The sequence below is a fragment of the Atribacter laminatus genome (assembly GCF_015775515.1).
In the GTDB taxonomy this organism is placed as follows: domain Bacteria; phylum Atribacterota; class Atribacteria; order Atribacterales; family Atribacteraceae; genus Atribacter; species Atribacter laminatus.
This window is the reverse complement of record NZ_CP065383.1, coordinates 2,912,446-2,929,966: the sequence shown is the minus strand read 5'-3', so window position 1 is coordinate 2,929,966 and position 17,521 is coordinate 2,912,446. Positions and strand designations below refer to the sequence as shown.

Here is a 17,521-nt window from a genome sequence, read left to right as displayed (position 1 = left end):
TATGACTTATTCAATTGCGATCATCGGTTTGGGTTTGATGGGTTCCTCATTGGCGTGTGACCTGTCGCAATGGACAAAAAAAATCTCTATTACCGGTTATGATATCGATGAGGAAACTAATAGATTTTGCTTCCAAAAAGGCATAGTTGATCGCATAGCTGAATCACCACAACTGGCTGTAAAAGGATCAGATTTAGTTTTTATTGCCACGCCAGTTCGAGTCATTCCAAAGATTTATTCAGATATTCATTCTTATTTATTACCTCAAGCAATGGTTTTCGATCTGGGGAGCACTCGGCAGTGGGTTTTTAACCACTTGATTCCAGCTCCCGATAAAAATCTCTATTGTGGTTTTCACCCTATGGGTGGTGGGGCTGATGGTGGAGCACGTTTTGCCCAACAACGGCTTTTCAAGGGGAGACCGCTTCTGGTTACTCCCTATCGGCCTTTCAAGGATGGAGAAAAAGATTTAATTGAAGAGATTGCAAAATGTTTGGAGAGCCAGGTTTTTTTTTGACCGCTCAAGAACATGATCGTATTTGTGCTTTGGTGAGTCACCTGCCGCATGTTATAGCCAATGTATATGCCTCACAGGTTTATGAAAAGGATTATAGTTTTAGTCAATTAGCCGGATCATCATTTCGAGACTTTACTCGAATAGCTGGTTCCTCTCCTGAGGTTTGGTTAGATATTTTTCTCACCAATCAAGCTCAGATTTTATCGTTTATTGATGAATTAGAAGAAGGTATTCGAATCATGAAGGAAATCATCAAAAGTGGAGATGTGGACGGGTTGAAGGCATTTCTCACCAAGGTAAAAAAACTGAAAGAACGGATTGATGGTTATGATTCATTATGAAACTGCTGGAGAGTCTCATGGTACGGGAATCACTACCCTAATTAGTGGATTCCCTTCTCATCTTCGGGTTGATATTGATTTTATACAAAACGAGTTAGTTCGTCGCCAAAAAGGCTATGGTTCAGGTCCAAGAATGAAAATGGAAAAAGACACTGTTGAATTTTTGGGTGGAGTACGGTGGAAAGAAACCTTAGGATCGCCCATTTCTGTCTTGGTGAGAAACCGGGATTCAGTGAATTGGAAGTTGCAGATGGATCCCCTTGGTGCTCCTCCTTCTGATTATCGTGAAGTGGTTGTTCCGCGACCAGGCCATGCTGATTTGGCTGGAACGGTTAAATATCAGTTTACCGACATTAGAAATGTTATCGAACGAGCGAGTGCCCGGGAAACGGTTGGTCGTTGTGTAGCCGGAAGTTTTGCCAAGATGTTTTTGAATCAGCTTGGTATAGGAGTTGGAGGTTATGTGGAAAGCATTGGAGGAATTATCGCTGAGGGCGAAATAAATCTTGAGGAAAAAATCAAAGCAGCTCATGAATCCGAACTTGCGACCTTTGACCTACAAGCTACCAAGAAAATGATGGAGGCTATTGATGAAGCCCGGGAAAAAGGTGATTCTTTAGGTGGAACATTTGTTGTGGTAGCCTTTGGAATGATTCCCGGAATAGGTGATTATACCTCAGCTTTTAGAAAGCTCGATGCTCAATTGGCGGGAGGATTGATGAGCATTCCATCGGTGAAAGGTGTTGAAATTGGGAATGGCTTTTTGTCAGCCCAACTTTTTGGGAGTGAAGCTCATGACGCAATTTACTTTAATCAAGATCGAAAACCCTTTTCCTTTTTTCGTTCTACCAATCGGGCAGGAGGAATAGAAGGAGGAGTTTCTACTGGCGAACCAATTATAGTTAGATGTGCCATGAAGCCCATACCAACCTTACAAAAAGGATTGCCATCGGTTGATATTGCTGAAAAGTCCGATGTAGTATCACGGTACGAACGATCGGATGTTTGTGCTGTTCCTCGTGGATTGGTAGTGGGCGAAGCAATGATGGCTTGGGTTATAGCCTCAGCAGTCCGGGAAAAATTTGGTGGCGATAGTATGAACGAAGTGAAAGGGAATTTTAGGAATTATTTGGAGTATTTAAAGGATTTTTCTACGAAAAAAACCAAATAGAATATTGTATCCTATTCAACTGTTTTTCTTTAGGAACCATCTTTTAAATATGAAGGTTTTTTTGGTATAGTATTTTGGATATCATCTTGCCCTTACCAAAGAATTAAAATATGTCATCATCTTGAAGCTTTGAATTATGAAGCAGCGAGGATCTAATTTTTTCATGTTTTGGTTTAATCTTGTAAGTACACTAATAAGTAACGAATGAAAAGATTAAAAAAAACTATAAAAGAGACCTCTCTCTTTGGATATAGGGAGATTGACCGGCATAAAGTCATTTTCATCGTCTACAATTGATATGCTGTCTCATTAAATATCGTCATTGCGAGGAGCGCAGCGACGTGGCAATCTCATGATGAGAAGCTTTAAGGATAAAGAATAGGAAAGGAATCATATATTTATATCAAGAGTGACCGTTGGAATAGAATCTTATACTTTAGTATCACCAGCAATCTAATAAAAAGAGTATGGGAACATAAAAATAAAGTCATTGATGGTTTTACCAGGAGATATAACCTTAGTAAATTAGTCTATTACGAAATATATGATGATATTAAAATTTTGATCAATCGAGAAAATAAATCAAATCTTGTTCGCGGAGCGAGAAGATAGAACTCATTCATGCTTTTAATTCGTATTTGTATGATTTATATAAAAAAGCTATCCAATTAGAGATTGCCACGTCGTATAGGACGCTCCTCGCAATGACGGAGAATAGAGTGGTTTGTTAAAGCAAACCACATTAAAAGATTTAAAAATATTCGTCATCCTGAGGCTTCGTATTCAGAAGCCGCGAGGATCTCATTTTTTAAAAATTGTGGAATCGGAGAATCGTGGAACTGCGGAATTGGGAAGGATGAGATTGCCACGTCGCTGTGCTCCTCGCAAAGACGAGAATAAGAGTGGTTTGATAAAACAAACCATATTAAAATACAATTAATTAATGTTGGAGCGACAATGAATTGCGCCGTTTAATGTAGTGACATGCCATGGCATGTCGAGTTTATAGTTTTCATCAAAATGAATTCCCCTCCTTGGGGGGGGCGTTACGATGTGACGGAGAGCGTGCATTTATTTTTTATCGACATTTTTGATGGATTCGCTAGAATGAGATTCTCACGTCGCAGAATACGTTCTTCAGAATGACGGGTTTATAATATATTACGTTTTTAATCGATGCTTTTTATCGTTTTTATAAAAAATGAGGTTGATAATCGAAAATGAAAATACCGATCAGCAAACCCAATCTTGATGAAGAAGAAAAAAATGCGGTTCAAGACGTTCTCAATTCAGGATTTTTAGCCCAGGGAAAGAGAGTTGCTCAATTTGAAGAAGAATTTGGAAAGTATATTGGAGTATCACAAGCGATAGCCACAAGCAGTGGGACTGCAGCGTTGTTTATTGCCTTAAAAGCGTTGGGGATTTCTCCAAATGATATAGTAATAACAACACCCTTTACTTTTGTTGCGACTGCGTCTTCGATAATGCACTGTGGTGCAATTCCAACTTTTTGTGATATTAATCCCCAAACTTTTAATATTGATCCCAACGCTTTGGAAAGAGTTCTAAAAAAAGATAGAAACTCAATCAAAGCCATACTCATCGTTCATCTTTATGGCTTACCTTGTCCGATGGAAGAAATTATAGCGCTTGCCGATCAATACGGTATTCCGGTTATTGAAGATTGCGCACAAGCTCATGGCGCCGAGTATCGTGGAAAAAAAGTCGGCTCTTTTGGAAGGGCCTCAGCATTTAGCTTCTACCCTACTAAGAACATGACCACTGGCGAAGGTGGTATGATTTTAACCAATGATGAAGAGTTTGGAAAAAAGTGTCGAATGCTGATTAATCACGGGAGTAAAAAGAGATATTACCATGAATTTTTAGGTTATAATTTTCGGATGACCGATATTGCCGCCGCCATCGGACGCGTGCAGTTAAGAAAATTGGATGATTCTAACCAAAAACGAAGAGAAAACGCCATTTTTTATAATCGTGAATTATCATCACTTCCAGAAATTGAAACACCAGTAGTGCCTGATTATGTACTCCCGGTTTTCCATCAATATACTATAAAATTAAAACATCACCGAGATGATTTGGCACGTTTTTTTGACCAGAAAGAAATTGGATATGGAATCTATTATCCTGTTCCTCTCCACCAACAAAAATTTATCCATAAAATAGTCGGAAACGGTAATTATCCCATGGCTGACGCTTGTTCTCGAGAGGTTTTTTCAATTCCGGTTCATCCACTTCTAAAAAAAGAGGAGCTGGAACACGTGGTTGATTTAATCAAATTATTTTGCCAGGGGGGTTTCAATTGAGTTCGGTAAAAGTTGGAGTGGTTGGGGTTGGTTATCTTGGACAACATCATGCCCGAATTTATTCTGAAATACCAGATACTACCCTTGTAGGTGTGGTTGATATAAATCAGGAAAGAGCAAGAGAAATTGCCCAGCGTTACTCAACAACTCCCTATTACGATTATCGTGAATTGTTTGGAAAAATTGATGCTGTAAGCATTGTCGTTCCAACCGTGCTCCATCGTTTGATTGCCGGACACTTTATCGAGGAAGGGGTTAATATACTCATAGAAAAACCAGTAACGACGACTCTTGAAGAAGCTCGAGAATTGATGGAGATGGCAAATAAAAAGAAAGTGATTCTCCAAGTAGGTCACATTGAGCGGTTTAACACCGCAGTCATGGAACTATCAAAAATAATTGATCGGCCAGTCTTTATCGATTGTTATCGAATGGGACCCTATACCAACCGGAATACCGATGTGGGAGTTGTACTCGATTTGATGATTCATGATATCGATATTGTAACGAGTATTGTTAAAAGTAAAGTAATGAAAATCAGTGCTTTTGGGTATCCAGTATTTTCCCGTCAAGAAGATATCGCTAACGCACAGATACTTTTTGAAAATGGTTGTATCGCCAATCTCACCGCTAGCCGAATCACCCGGAAAAAAATACGCCGCATGGAAATCACCGAGGTCGATGCCTTTATTTCCATCGATTATTTAGAACAAGAGTTAGCGGTTTACAAGAAGACAATCACGGCAGTTCCCCCCATCCTCATGGAGAAACCAATGATGCAAAAAGGGGAGCCGCTTCGGTTTGAATTGGAACACTTTACCCGCTGTGTGAAAAATGGAGAAAGACCACTGGTCGGTTTAGAGGAAGGGAAGAATGCACTCGAAGTAGCATTAAAAATACTTGAAGAAATAAAAAAGAATCAGGGGCTTGTGAATGAAAAATACCTATGATGTTATCATAATCGGAGGAGGACCAGCGGGAATTTTTGCCGCATTGGAGCTTGCCGACAAAACTGATCTTGATGTCCTCATAATTGATCGAGGCGGAGACATTGAGCAGCGAAGATGTCCTGCCCGGGAAAAGAAAAATATCTGCCAAAAATGTCAGCCTTGTTCTTTGCTCTGTGGTTGGGGGGGAGCAGGGGCATTCAGCGATGGAAAACTGACTTTTTCCCATGACGTTGGTGGTCAATTAACCTCTTATTTAAAACCGGACGATTTAGAGCAGCTTCTTCAGTATGTTGATAATATTTACCTTCGCTATGGAGCAACCCCACGGGTTTACGGAGATGATGGAGAAAAGGTAGAAGAATTCCGGAAAAAAGCGGAAATGGCTGAACTTATATTACTTCCATCACGAGTGAGACATTTGGGAACTGACAGCTGCCGAGGAATATTAACTCGCATAAAAAATCATTTGAAAGAGAAGATTACTATCCTCACTCGTACTGAAGCTGCTGAAATCTTAACCGAAAACCATCGAGCAGTTGGTGTTCAACTGAAAAGTGGTGATGTAATTAAAAGTCGCTACTTGATCGTTGCGCCTGGTCGGGTTGGAGCCGATTGGTTACGAAGAGAAGCATTAAAGTTAAAGCTGGACTTGGTCAATAATCCAGTAGACTTAGGCGTCAGGATGGAAGTACCAGCTTCAATTATGGAAGAATACACGAAAATTTTATACGAATTAAAACTCATCTATTATTCCCATACCTTTGACGATCGAGTGAGAACTTTTTGTATGTGCCCCCACGGTGAAGTGGTCAGCGAATATAACGATGGGATTATTACCGTTAATGGTCATAGTTATGAAAATCGAAAAACCAACAATACTAATTTTGCCATCCTGGTAAGTACTCATTTTACTGAACCCTTTAAAGAACCAATCGAATACGGTCGCTATGTGGCTCGTTTGGCGAATATGCTCAGTGGTGGTGTTATTATACAAAGACTAAAGGATTTACAATTGGGAAGAAGATCTACTCCGGAACGTATCAACAAATCAGTTTTAAAGCCTACGCTCAACGGTGCCAGTCCTGGAGACTTGAGCTTTGTTCTTCCTTATCGGTTTTTGCAAGATGTATTAGAGATTATTTCAGCAATGGATAAGTTTATTCCAGGAATCAGTTCTCCTCATAATCTTCTTTATGGGTTAGAAGTAAAGTTCTATTCATCACGGGTGAAACTCAATGAATATTTAGAAAGTGATATCGAGAATCTATTCATGGCTGGAGATGGAGCTGGAGTAACCAGAGGTTTGATTCAGGCGTCCACATCAGGTGTAATCGTAGCCAGAGAAATCCAACACCGGATTGGAGGTCAAATATAAATGAAAAGAAACCTACTCATTACCAATGATGATGGCTATCAAAGTGATGGAATTCGAGCTTTGGTTCGAGCTTTTAAGCCGATAGCCAATATAATATTAGTTGCTCCTCTCGAAGAGCGAAGTTGTTCGAGTCACAGCATAACTTCACGACAGACATTAAAAGTGAAGGAAGTTCAAGTCGATGGAATAAGCGGTTTAGCAGTTGATGGGACACCAGCCGACACAGTAATATTGGGTCTCAATTTGTTTTCTAAAGCTCCAGTCCACTTTGTTATATCCGGTATCAATAGGGGACCCAATCTGGGTTTTGACGTTTTTTATTCAGGAACGGTTGGAGCAGCGATGGAAGCAGCTATGTCGGGAATACCAGCCATGGCGGTTTCACTATCAATACAGGAAAAATTGAATTATGAGGTTGCAGCAGAAACTGCTCTCGATATTTTTCTCCATTTTGAAGAAACTCTTTCTCGGCAAAAAAATTTGGTACTCAACGTGAATATACCTGATGTGGCTCATTCGAGAGAACTGAACGGATGGAAGATTACCGAGCTTGCCGATCGATTTTATTTTACTAAAGTTCAAAAAACCACTCAGAATGATGAATTCCAAGAATATGTTTTTATTGAAGAAAAACGCCAGGTAGAATACCAAAGTAGTTCGGATTATTGGTCAGTGGTGAATTCGGAAGTGTCAATTACCCCCCTTCGACCGAATCTGACTGACTGGTTGATAAAAAACGAACTTGTAGAAGTATTATCGGGGAAGAATAGTTGAAGTGAAGTACATTCAGGGGAGGTTGGTTTTCAGGGGTCGTGTTCAGGGGGTTGGTTTTCGCTATTTTGTTTTAAAAAGAGCCTCCGGGTTTGAGGTTACAGGATTTGTCAAGAATTTATACCATGGTGAAGTGGAAGTGGTTGCTGAAGGAGAGAAATCCGAAGTTGAAAGCTTCTTTCGGGAAATTCGCGAGGGACCAGTGAGCGCATCAATCCGTGATATTTTTGAGGAGTGGTTGCCTTATTCGGGAAATTATGAAACATTTCAGGTTGAATACTAATGGAAATAGATAATGCCAGAACACTTCAAGAACGGGAAAATATGGTTCGAAAACAAATCATCTCCCGGAATATTAAAGACCAAAGAGTAACCCAAGCACTGCTGAGAATTCCTCGACATGTTTTTGTCCCTGAATTTTACCAGAAATATGCTTACCAAGATACTCCTTTAGTCATTGGTGAAGGACAAACCATTTCACAACCTTATATAGTTGCTTTGATGTCAGAATTGTTAGAAATTCAACCAACTGATCGAATTTTAGAAATTGGAACCGGTTCGGGTTATCAAACCGCAGTTTGCGCAGAATTGGGCAAAGAAGTTTATACCATAGAGCGCATCGAAGAATTGGCCCAAAAAGCCGAAGAGGTTTTAGAAAGTCTTGATTATAGTAATATCAATTTTTTTGTAGGTGATGGAAGTCGGGGAATTCCGGAATACGCTCCATTCGACAAAATCATCGTCACTGCTTATGCCAATGAGATATACCCGATTTGGGTTGAGGAATTAAAAGAAGGTGGCATCATTGTTCTTCCTTTGGGAGGAGATTTTCGTCAAACTCTTATTCGGGGAAGAAAGCAAAAAGGATCGTTGCAAATTGAAAAACATGGGTCAGTTGTTTTTGTTCCACTGATAGAAAACGCCCCCTAAAAAGCCGGCATCCTAATCCTTTATTTCTAAGCATATACTTTATGACGCGAGAATCCCGTCCTTTAACCATCGGACACAATAAATTCTTGCCCTTAATTTTAAAAGTATTTTAATGTGGTTTGTTTTATCAAACCACTCTAATTTTCGTCATTGCGAGGAGGCCAACCGTCTTTTGGTTGGACGGCGTGGCAATCTCTATTTAACCAATTCGTTATTCTGAGGAGTCCGGTGCTTTAACCGGGCGACGCGAGAATCTCATTCTTTCCCATTCCACAATCCTACAAATAATAAAAGATGGCTCAAGAGATTGCCACGACCTCAAAAAACGAGGTCTCCAATGACGACAAGAAGTTTCTTTTCCCTTGATGGGAGAAGGTGAGGATGGCGGAATAAAGAACTCATCTTCCCTTAATGGGAGAATGAGGTATTTTTTGGCTGGCTTTGCTGAATTACCTTAAAGAATTCCTGATTGATTGTTGCCGGTTTCGCGTAACTCATAAAGATGTAGATGAGGGTCGCAATAATAATCGTCCAAACTCCTGGCCACCATCCCCAGGGTTTCCAGGAGGTAACTTGAAGAACAAGAGAAATACCGGCACCTCCTATCATACTGCTGAGAGCTCCAAATGCGCTTCCTTTCTTCCACAAAAATCCTCCTATGGTCGAAGGAACCGTGGCCAATAGCCCGGCTGAAGAGGCAACGGAAAGAACAGCGATAAGATTAAAACGCTGAATAGCAAAAAGAAAGATACCTATTCCTAAAATTAAAATAAACCAACGAGCGATTGCCAACTGTTGTTTTTCAGGGATTTCCCGCTGAGCACGAACAATATCACGAACGAACATGGAGGAGATGGTTAACATCACCGAATCGATGGTTGAGATGGCTGCTGAGAATATCCCGACAATCATTAGCAAGACAATTATAAGCGGAACCTTGAGCTGGGCAAGCAGGGTTGGTGTTGCTTGATCAGGGTTGGAAAGACCGGGGAAAAGTAGGAGAGCGCAGAATCCGATTAGAATGGTAATGAGAGTATAAACCAAGCCATAGCCGAGAAAACCATTTATCATTGACCGCATTTTGGGAAGAGAAGAAGGAACGAATAATCGCTGTGCGACTTGGGGGTTGGATATGCTGAAAAAAAACCAAGGAAGAGATAATCCTAAAAAAGTATGAAAACCAAAATAGCCGTTTCCGGGAACGGATAACCATAGTGGGTAGTTCACTTCAATTTGATGAAGGAAGTTATTGAATCCTCCTAAATATTTAGTTATGAGTATAAATATGAAGATAATTGAGCTAACTAGCATAATCCCAGCTTGTAAACTATCGGTCGTGGCTACTGAACGAAGTCCGGCGATTTCGGTCCAAACCAAGGTGATCAGCGTTGCGATCAAAGCGCCCCAGAAGAAGGATATTTTTCCATTTGATAAAGTCTCTAATAGATATCCTATTCCCATCAATTGAATTGAAGAATAGGGAATCAGAAAAACGAGAGAAATCCACGCTGATACGGCACCAACTTTTTTATTTTGATAGCGAGTGCTAAGTAATTCAGCAGGGCTTACACAATTATAATGTTTCCCTGCACGCCAATAATAAGGGCCAAAAAGAACTGCCCAAAAAAGACCGGATAGGTATATGAGCTCAAAGCCGAGAGCCCCAACGCCACCTTTATAGGTTAGCCCGGCTAAACCAACCAGCATAAAGGCGCTGTAGGTTGTTGCGCTATAGGAGAGGGTGGAAATATATCCTTTTAGTTTCCGATCGGCAAGGAAGTAATCGACAACTCCAGTTGCTCCTCCCCGGCGGGATAGAAGAGCGATTAAAGTTCCCCAAACCATATAGATAACTATTGAGATCCAAATGAGCTCAATTTTCATTTTTCCAGTGATCCATCATTTTTGTCATAAGATATATTGCTATTAAAGAATATCCGATCCAGAATAAAAAACTTCCATAGAATTTATGAACTTTTTGCAGTAAGGTAAAAGGAATTAAATAGGCAAGAATAACCAAGGGAAAATACCCAAAAAAGTATTTTTTCATTGCCTTCCTCCGATTGCTTTATTGAATCAAAAAATTGTTCCTACTATTTAAGCATAAAAAGGTTTAGAATCATAGAGAAAACATATGATGACGATTCAACAATTTCCCTTCTGCGCAGGGGGAATTATTTTAATTCATTCTCCCATTGAGGGGGGATTTGAGTTTTTTCCTGCTCCGTCATTGCGAGGAGCGTCCTATGCGACGTGGCAATCTCATTTATAGGAATCAGTGAATCGTGAGAAGTGAACTGTGAACCGGATAAAAAAATAAAGCTCTGATAAAAAGACATTGTGAAATTTTTTATAACTTTCATTTTAACCAGGAAAAACCAAAAGACACTTTCCCCCCGCAAGCGGCACCCCTCCACGGAGGGGAATTGTTGAATTCATTCCACCATTGAGGGGGGATTCAGGGGGGTGTGCCTTTCTCAGTTTTTTTGTTCAATTTTTTGCTAATATCTTTATTTACAGGATAGAATCTCATCTTTTCAATACTACAATTCAACACATAATAAAAGATGAATCATGAGATTGCCACAACCTCAAAAAACCAGGTCTCGCAATGACGACTAAAAGTTCCTTCTCCCTTGATGGGAGAAGGTCAGGATGAGGGTGAAAGCCCAGGATGAGATCCGGGTTGGTTGCTCTAAAAGAATTACCTTAAAAAAAGGCTCCGGTATTTTCAGGATAAAAAGGAGAGTCGAAAATGAAAAGGAAAATCATCCAAAGTGCAATTAATATCAGCAGTTCTGATGAGAATATTATCAATGAAATGACCAAGAGTCTTGGACAAATTCCGGGATGTTTAATTGCTGATTATTCATCCGATATCGACCACAATCGTTCAGTAATCAGTCTATTGGGAGACGAGAAAAGCCTTACCAAGGCGGTCTTTGCTATTTTTGAAATTGCCCTTGAAACGATTGATATCTCCCATCACAATGGAGAACACCCCCGTATAGGTGCGGTTGACGTTATTCCTTTTACACCCTGGGGAAGTGCAACCATGGAAGATTGTATTGCTTTAGCTCAAAGTGTCGGGAAAGAAGTTGCAAAGAAATACTTGATACCAGTCTATTTATATGGTGAAGCCGCATTGATACCAGAACATGTCAATTTGTCTCTGATAAGGAGAGGCGGGTATGAAAGTCTCAAACAAGAGATACATCGAATTGCTGACCGAAAGCCAGATTATGGACTGGCTCGTCTTCATCCAACCCTCGGAGCCGTAGCAATCGGTGCTAGAAATCCACTGGTAGCTTTTAATGTGAATTTAAAAAGCAAGGACAGAGGAGTTGCCAAAGAAATCGCTAGAAAGTTAAGAGGAGAGTATGGAGGGCTAACTCGAGTCAAAGCTATCGGTGTCAACTTAGGAAGTCGAGATTTGGTTCAAATATCAATGAACCTGTTAAATTATCGAATGAGTACGGTTGTTCAGGCTTATGAATTGGTAAAGATAGAAGCCCGTCGTTACGGTATAGAAGTTCAAGGGTCAGAAATTATCGGGTTGGTACCATTGGAGTGTTTGGTTGATATTGTTGGATTTTATCTTTCTATTCCCGATTTAAAAATATCCCAGGTTTTAGAGTATCATTTTTTAGAAAAAAATTGACTATATTTGACATTAGTCTTGACAATTTGACCTTCTTTGATTATAATAAGGTCGTAAATAAAAAAAACATGAAGGGGGTACGAAATATGGTGAACAGATCCCTACCGGTAAAAAGGGAAGACAGGTTAGTACGACCGGTTCGTCGACTTTGGGATGTATTTGATCTCCGTTCCGATATCGATCGCATGTTTGACGATTTGTTTGATTTTTCACTGGCGAACGTACCACTAAGAAGAGGCAATTATCCACCGATCGATTTGACGGAGACCGATACAGAGTTTGCTTTAAAAGCTGAACTCCCCGGAATTGATCCTAAGAACATCGATATCAATGTCACACCAGATAGGATCGAAATTCGTGGAGAAGTGAAGGATGAATGGGAACAGAAAGATACCGGTTGCTGCATTATGGAACGATATCACGGAACTTTCGAAAGAGTAATTGGATTACCAGCTGAAGTAAATCAAGAGGGAGTGAAAGCGAATTATCAAGATGGAATTTTAAAAATTACCTTACCTAAAAGTGAACCGAGTAAACCCAAGGCAAAAAAGGTTGAAATAGAAACTAAATAAAAGCCGGTGAAATGGCGGGCAATCTGCCCGCCATTTTTTTGTTTAAAAAACCATTAGACCGGTTGAAGGGATGTCTTTTTTTTGCTATAGTTTAAATCTATCGGGGCGTAGCGCAGTCTGGTTAGCGCGCTTGACTCGGGTTCAAGAGGCCGGAGGTTCAAATCCTCTCGCCCCGACCATATCGAATATGAGCATTTTTTTATAAAAATTTTTTCGAGCCCTTCGGGTGGAATCTGGACAAACCTCTTAAAATCATTGTCTGCAAAAAATACTGAATCCCAAGGCTTTTTCATGAGGAAAGAGAAAGACTCGAAACCGGCATTAAGAGGATGAGAAATTGAATGAAAGGGAAAGGCTCAATTAATCCAAAAATCACTTTGCATATGGAAAACGAAAAAACATTAATTCACGATTTTGATTTAAACTTAATTTGTGATTATTTTGGAAGGCTGGAACGGCAAGGGCCTGGTAGTCCTGAGTCTACTATTAGGGCTTTAAGTTTTATTGACAATTTTTCCAATGAATTAAATATTGCAGATTTTGCTTGTGGAACAGGCGGTCAAACAATGACTCTTGCACAAAACACCAAAGGAACAATTACTGGTCTTGATCTTTCTCCTGATTTTATTAAAAAATTTAATACAAACGCTGCAAAGCTTGGTTTACAGAATAGAGTAAAAGGAATTGTCGGTTCAATGGATAATTTACCTTTTCAAAATGAAGAATTTGATGTTATATGGTCTGAAGGGGCTATTGCCAATATAGGTTTTGAAAAAGGCTTGAATTATTGGAAAGGCTTTCTAAAAAAAGACGGTTATATTGCTGTAACATATGAGTCATGGTTTACCGATGAACGACCCAATGAAATTGAAAAGTTTTGGGTTAATGCTGTTCCCGAAATTGGTACAATAGGGCATAATATTTCAATAATGCAAAAAGCCGGTTATAGTTTTGTTGCCGCATTTACATTGTCTGAAAAATGCTGGACGGATACTTTTTTTATTCCGCAAAAAGCAATACAAAAAGCATTTTTGGAAAAAAATGCTGGAAATAAAGCCGCTGAGGCTTTTGTTGAATATATGAAGTATGAAGCGGAGTTGTATTCAAAATATAAACAGTATTATGGATATGTTTTTTATATTGGGAAAAAAATATAAAAAATGAAGTACGCCCTCACTTTGTGTAGCGCCTTAGGGTAGACTTACCAATTTGGAAACCTTCATACATTCTTCCTTATCTAAGTAAAATTAATTCTTTGTTGATAATTCATAATCGTTTTGCTTTTTATATCATCTGGTTTACAGCCTTCAAGAATAGAATTACAATACCCATAGGTTTGGTGGTTTATTTTTTTTAAAAAGCCGAGGGTTTTATGATTTATTACATCAGTAAATACTTGGGTTTGTTTCTTCTTTACCTCTTTTGCCGCTTTCGGGTTATTGGCCGGCAAAATTTTCCAAAATCGACTCCCTGTTTGATCGTTTCTAATCACGCTAGCTACTTGGATCCCATAGTTATCGGCTGTGCTTGCCCAAGGCGAGTCTATTTCGTCGCTAAAGAAGAGTTGTTTCAAAATCCAGTTGCCCGATTTTTCCTCAATCAGTTAGGAGCCTTTCCCTTACGGAGGGGTGAAGCTGATCGGAGTGCGGTTAAAAGGATATTTTCTCTCTTGAGAGAGAATAGAGTGGTGTGTCTTTTTCCTGAGGGGACGAGAAACCAAGGTGAGGTTGGTGATTTTCGTTCCGGTGCGATAAAATTATTGATGAAAGCCAAAGCAGATGTAGTCGTAGCTGGGGTGACCGGGACTTTTGAAAGCTATCCCCGCGGTGCGAAGTTTCCCAAACCTCATCCAATCCAGGTTCATTTTTCTGGACCTCTTTCCCAAAACGGTCTCAATCAGTTTGAATGGGAGGAAAGATTAAAAAGAAAGATGGAGGAATTCATTCATGATGACCGGTAAAAAGCTCAATTGGTACCTAACAGGTTTCATCACTTTTTTTATGGTTGTTGTTATCGGTTCTTCGGTTCAAGCTCAAATCGACAAAATTGAAATGAGCATAGAAGAAGTCACTGACCAAAAAACCCCCTATTTGAATTATCCAGTTGCTGTTTTGGTGCAAGAGGGGAGCGATCTGGTACTAATTTGCGATTGGGCAAACGACCGTCTGGTTATCACCGATCAAAATGGAAAAACCCAAAAAATTGTACCTGGTTTGGAAGGGCCGGTAGGGATGGTTTATGATTCGATGAGTAATCGCCTCTATCTTACTGAGCAGAAAGCTAACCGGATTCGAATATTGGATGGTTCTACTTTCGCACCGGTTGGAGAGTTTAAAATTCAGGGAATTACGCTGAATGAACCACGGGGTCTTTGGATGGATGAAGACCGCAAAATTTATCTCGTTGACACTATGAATTCGCGAATTGTGGTTTTTGATCAAGACGGAAATCTAATTAGGACCATTGGAAAAGAAGGAATGGGAGATGATGAATTCTATTATCCTCGGGGTGTATCAGTTGATTCCCAGGGAAGAATCTGGATGACCGATACCCTTCATCATACTGTGAAGGTATTTGATCCAGCAGGAAATTATCTCTTTCGTATAGGAAAAGGGGGTAGCGGTCCAGATGAGTTAGATCGGCCTCGATATGTAATCGTTAAAGATGAAACAGTGATTATTTCTGATTATCGAAATAATCGTTTGAAGATTCACAATACTCAAGGCGAGCTGATTGGTATAGTCGATAGAATTGGTGGTGATTATCTCCTCAATCCTGAAGGGCTTTGGATTGATAGCAACGGTTATCTCTGGGTAGCAGACTCCGGTAATAATCGAATTGTTAAATTGGATATGACTTTTTTAATGAACCGGGAAGCGTATCTAGCATCATTATTGTCCAAAGACAAGATCGATGAATTTTTAAGAGAAGCTGCCTCTCTTTCTCCAGAAAAAAGACAACTCCCTGAATTGAGTGCCCTGTTTTATACTGCCTACCAGAAAAAAGATGATTTAGAGAATATGATTGTTGAAGCCGAAAATCTCTGGATGATAGATGAGGAAAATCGATCTACCTGGTCAGAAGAATTGGGGAAACTTTACTATCGAAAAGCTACTCTGTCTCGGGCAACACAACCAGCTTCAATAATAAAAGACTTTTATCGTAAATCAATACAATATGGTTATAAGAAAGCTTATATCCCCTATGTCTGGACATCATTTTTGATGTTGGGTGGGTCTAATCTTTTTCTCATTATCCTCTTAGTTATGCTTTTAGTTTTATTGTTTGTGTTATATAGAATTCGCATAGCTCGTACAAGGAGGTGGTAAGAAAATGGAGAGACGTCCAGCTGTTGCCGGTTATTTTTATCCAGAGAATAAAAATGAATTAGAGAGTCTCATTCGAAAAGTTTATGAATCAGAACTCGGAGCTTCTGGAAAAATTGATCAGGAATTCCCCACCGCGATTAATGGGGTGGTTTGTCCTCATGCAGGGATAATTTTTTCTGGTGCAGTTGCTTCCTGGGCTTATGCTGTTCTTTCTCGCATCGACCCGATTGATACTTTTATTATCATTGGACCCAATCACCGAGGTTTGGGACGAAGAGCTTCGCTAAGTTCAGCCGAATCATGGATCACCCCACTGGGGAAGATTGAGGTTGACCAGGAAATGGTGGACTATTTTGTGTCATCTTCGGGGATTTTTAGCATCGATGATCGTGCCCATCAATATGAGCATTCGTGTGAGATACACCTTCCTTTTCTCCAACAATTTATTCCTTTTCCTTTTAAAATTTGTCCAATTTCTCTTCTAGATCAGACCATGGAAACCGCGCAGAAAATGAGCCAGGTAATCAATGAGTTTTCACAAAGAAAGAAAATTGTAATAATCGCTAGTACCGATTTTACTCATTATGAATCCGACACAATGGCTCGTGAGAAGGATTTAATTTGTATTGATAATATTGTTCGTCTTGATGGGGATGAATTTTTTCACTGTATTCATCGGAATCAAGTTTCTATCTGTGGGCCAGGTGGGGTTGGTACTTTAATTGAATTTCAAAAAATTCGCCATTCGCCCCGAGGTACTCTTCTTTGCTATGCCACCAGTGGTGATATCAACGGCCAGTATGACCAGGTGGTTGGGTACGCTGCCATAGCCTTTCCTCAATAGTTGTGGGGTCTTTAAATTTACTTTGATATTCTGAGAAACCCAGTGTTTTTGCCGGACGACGTGTCAACCTCATCCCTCAAAACAGTGAGCCATGAGCAGTGAATCGTGAGTCGTGAGTCGAATAAAAAAATTAAGAATTGATGAACTTTGGTAGTGAGAAACCCATGAAAAAAGCCTCTCCTAGTTAAGGGGAGAAAAAATATTAAAAGATGAGATACTCATGCCTTCTAGAAGCGAGGGCACAGGATGACGCATATCTACAAATACTTTTCACCTTGATTTTTCAAAGTTCTTTTTCCCTTGATGGGAGAAGGTTGGGATGAGGGTGAGACTTAAGATTCAGATCCCGGTTAGTTGCTCTCAGTAAAGCAAACGAAGAAAATTTAAAAAAATCCCCCTCACCTTAATCCTCTCCCACCAGGGGAGAGGAAAAAAAGAAAAGGAAGAAATTCTCCCACCAGGGGAGAGGAAAAAAAGAAAGAAGATTTCCCACTTAGAAAGAAGGGAAAAGAAACTGACTTCATTCATAAAATTAGAAAAATAGAGGATTTAAAAAAAAATTTAGAAAAATTTACAAGAAGATATTGACAGATGAGAAGGAATAAAATATTATAGTAAATTGTCGGTTCTTTCGTTTTGGAACACCATTTTTTCAATTCGTTCCAAATTTTCACTGAGTGGGTGTTATTATTATCTTACAAATCGATGATAAAATCAATCGTTTTGTCCTCTT

18 protein-coding genes and 1 tRNA gene are annotated in these 17,521 nt (G+C 39.7%); 17 read left to right on the top strand and 2 right to left on the bottom strand.

Annotated elements, in window-relative coordinates:
- Nucleotide 1 precedes the first annotated feature (1 nt).
- The 10 genes from RT761_RS14220 to RT761_RS13190 all read left to right on the top strand — a co-directional run bounded on the left by RT761_RS14220 (nt 2) and on the right by RT761_RS13190 (nt 8,382).
- Nucleotides 2-517, top strand: a complete 516-nt coding sequence (locus tag RT761_RS14220) for a prephenate dehydrogenase/arogenate dehydrogenase family protein (protein WP_218111890.1) — start codon at nt 2-4, stop codon at nt 515-517.
- The gene (locus tag RT761_RS14215; protein WP_218111889.1) at nt 514-858 is read left to right on the top strand and encodes a prephenate dehydrogenase dimerization domain-containing protein; all 345 of its coding nucleotides are present in this window, start codon (nt 514-516) and stop codon (nt 856-858) included. The genes RT761_RS14220 and RT761_RS14215 overlap by 4 nt, the downstream gene beginning before the upstream one ends.
- On the top strand, nt 845-2,029 hold the full coding sequence (aroC, locus tag RT761_RS13220) for a chorismate synthase (RefSeq protein WP_246465153.1): 1,185 nt from the start codon (nt 845-847) through the stop codon (nt 2,027-2,029). The genes RT761_RS14215 and aroC overlap by 14 nt, the downstream gene beginning before the upstream one ends.
- 378 nt (nt 2,030-2,407) lie before the next feature.
- A complete protein-coding gene (locus RT761_RS14330) occupies nt 2,408-2,641 on the top strand; it encodes a GIY-YIG nuclease family protein (protein ID WP_343073795.1) in 234 nt (77 codons plus the stop codon).
- Between the two features lie 608 nt (nt 2,642-3,249).
- Nucleotides 3,250-4,356: a DegT/DnrJ/EryC1/StrS family aminotransferase gene (locus tag RT761_RS13215; protein WP_218111888.1), complete on the top strand. Its 1,107-nt coding sequence runs from the start codon at nt 3,250-3,252 to the stop codon at nt 4,354-4,356.
- Nucleotides 4,353-5,306, top strand: coding sequence for a Gfo/Idh/MocA family protein (locus tag RT761_RS13210; protein WP_218111887.1), 954 nt, complete (start codon nt 4,353-4,355; stop codon nt 5,304-5,306). The genes RT761_RS13215 and RT761_RS13210 overlap by 4 nt, the downstream gene beginning before the upstream one ends.
- The gene (locus RT761_RS13205) at nt 5,290-6,681 is read left to right on the top strand and encodes an NAD(P)/FAD-dependent oxidoreductase (RefSeq protein WP_218111886.1); all 1,392 of its coding nucleotides are present in this window, start codon (nt 5,290-5,292) and stop codon (nt 6,679-6,681) included. The genes RT761_RS13210 and RT761_RS13205 overlap by 17 nt, the downstream gene beginning before the upstream one ends.
- The gene (gene surE / locus RT761_RS13200; RefSeq protein ID WP_218111885.1) at nt 6,682-7,455 is read left to right on the top strand and encodes a 5'/3'-nucleotidase SurE; all 774 of its coding nucleotides are present in this window, start codon (nt 6,682-6,684) and stop codon (nt 7,453-7,455) included.
- Nucleotide 7,456: 1 nt separating this feature from the next.
- Nucleotides 7,457-7,735: an acylphosphatase gene (locus RT761_RS13195; RefSeq protein ID WP_218111884.1), complete on the top strand. Its 279-nt coding sequence runs from the start codon at nt 7,457-7,459 to the stop codon at nt 7,733-7,735.
- On the top strand, nt 7,735-8,382 hold the full coding sequence (locus tag RT761_RS13190) for a protein-L-isoaspartate(D-aspartate) O-methyltransferase (RefSeq protein WP_218111883.1): 648 nt from the start codon (nt 7,735-7,737) through the stop codon (nt 8,380-8,382). The genes RT761_RS13195 and RT761_RS13190 overlap by 1 nt, the downstream gene beginning before the upstream one ends.
- A 408-nt stretch (nt 8,383-8,790) precedes the next feature.
- Here the strand turns inward: RT761_RS13190 and RT761_RS13185 are convergent, their stop codons facing one another.
- Both RT761_RS13185 and RT761_RS13180 read right to left on the bottom strand, forming a co-directional pair.
- Entirely contained in the window at nt 8,791-10,266 is a 1,476-nt protein-coding gene (locus tag RT761_RS13185; RefSeq protein WP_218111882.1) for a sodium:solute symporter family protein, read from the bottom strand.
- Nucleotides 10,256-10,432 carry a hypothetical protein gene (locus RT761_RS13180; RefSeq protein ID WP_218111881.1) on the bottom strand — a complete coding sequence of 59 codons (177 nt, stop codon included), beginning with the start codon at nt 10,430-10,432 and terminating at the stop codon, nt 10,256-10,258. Before RT761_RS13180 ends, RT761_RS13185 begins: the two co-directional genes overlap by 11 nt.
- Before the next feature lie 705 nt (nt 10,433-11,137).
- Between RT761_RS13180 and ftcD the strand changes: the two genes are divergently transcribed.
- The 7 genes from ftcD to amrB all read left to right on the top strand — a co-directional run bounded on the left by ftcD (nt 11,138) and on the right by amrB (nt 16,788).
- A complete protein-coding gene (gene ftcD, locus RT761_RS13175; protein ID WP_218111880.1) occupies nt 11,138-12,043 on the top strand; it encodes a glutamate formimidoyltransferase in 906 nt (301 codons plus the stop codon).
- An 86-nt stretch (nt 12,044-12,129) separates the two neighbouring features.
- Nucleotides 12,130-12,615: an Hsp20/alpha crystallin family protein gene (locus RT761_RS13170; RefSeq protein ID WP_218111879.1), complete on the top strand. Its 486-nt coding sequence runs from the start codon at nt 12,130-12,132 to the stop codon at nt 12,613-12,615.
- Between the two features lie 101 nt (nt 12,616-12,716).
- Nucleotides 12,717-12,794 (top strand) — tRNA-Pro (locus RT761_RS13165).
- Between the two features lie 204 nt (nt 12,795-12,998).
- Complete coding sequence (locus RT761_RS13160; protein WP_343073794.1) at nt 12,999-13,772, top strand: class I SAM-dependent methyltransferase; 774 nt, start codon at nt 12,999-13,001, stop codon at nt 13,770-13,772.
- Between the two features lie 215 nt (nt 13,773-13,987).
- On the top strand, nt 13,988-14,575 hold the full coding sequence (locus RT761_RS13155; RefSeq protein WP_218111877.1) for a lysophospholipid acyltransferase family protein: 588 nt from the start codon (nt 13,988-13,990) through the stop codon (nt 14,573-14,575).
- Nucleotides 14,562-15,944 carry an NHL repeat-containing protein gene (locus RT761_RS13150; RefSeq protein ID WP_218111876.1) on the top strand — a complete coding sequence of 461 codons (1,383 nt, stop codon included), beginning with the start codon at nt 14,562-14,564 and terminating at the stop codon, nt 15,942-15,944. The genes RT761_RS13155 and RT761_RS13150 overlap by 14 nt, the downstream gene beginning before the upstream one ends.
- Before the next feature lie 4 nt (nt 15,945-15,948).
- The gene (gene amrB, locus RT761_RS13145) at nt 15,949-16,788 is read left to right on the top strand and encodes an AmmeMemoRadiSam system protein B (protein ID WP_218111875.1); all 840 of its coding nucleotides are present in this window, start codon (nt 15,949-15,951) and stop codon (nt 16,786-16,788) included.
- Nucleotides 16,789-17,521: the final 733 nt, after the last annotated feature.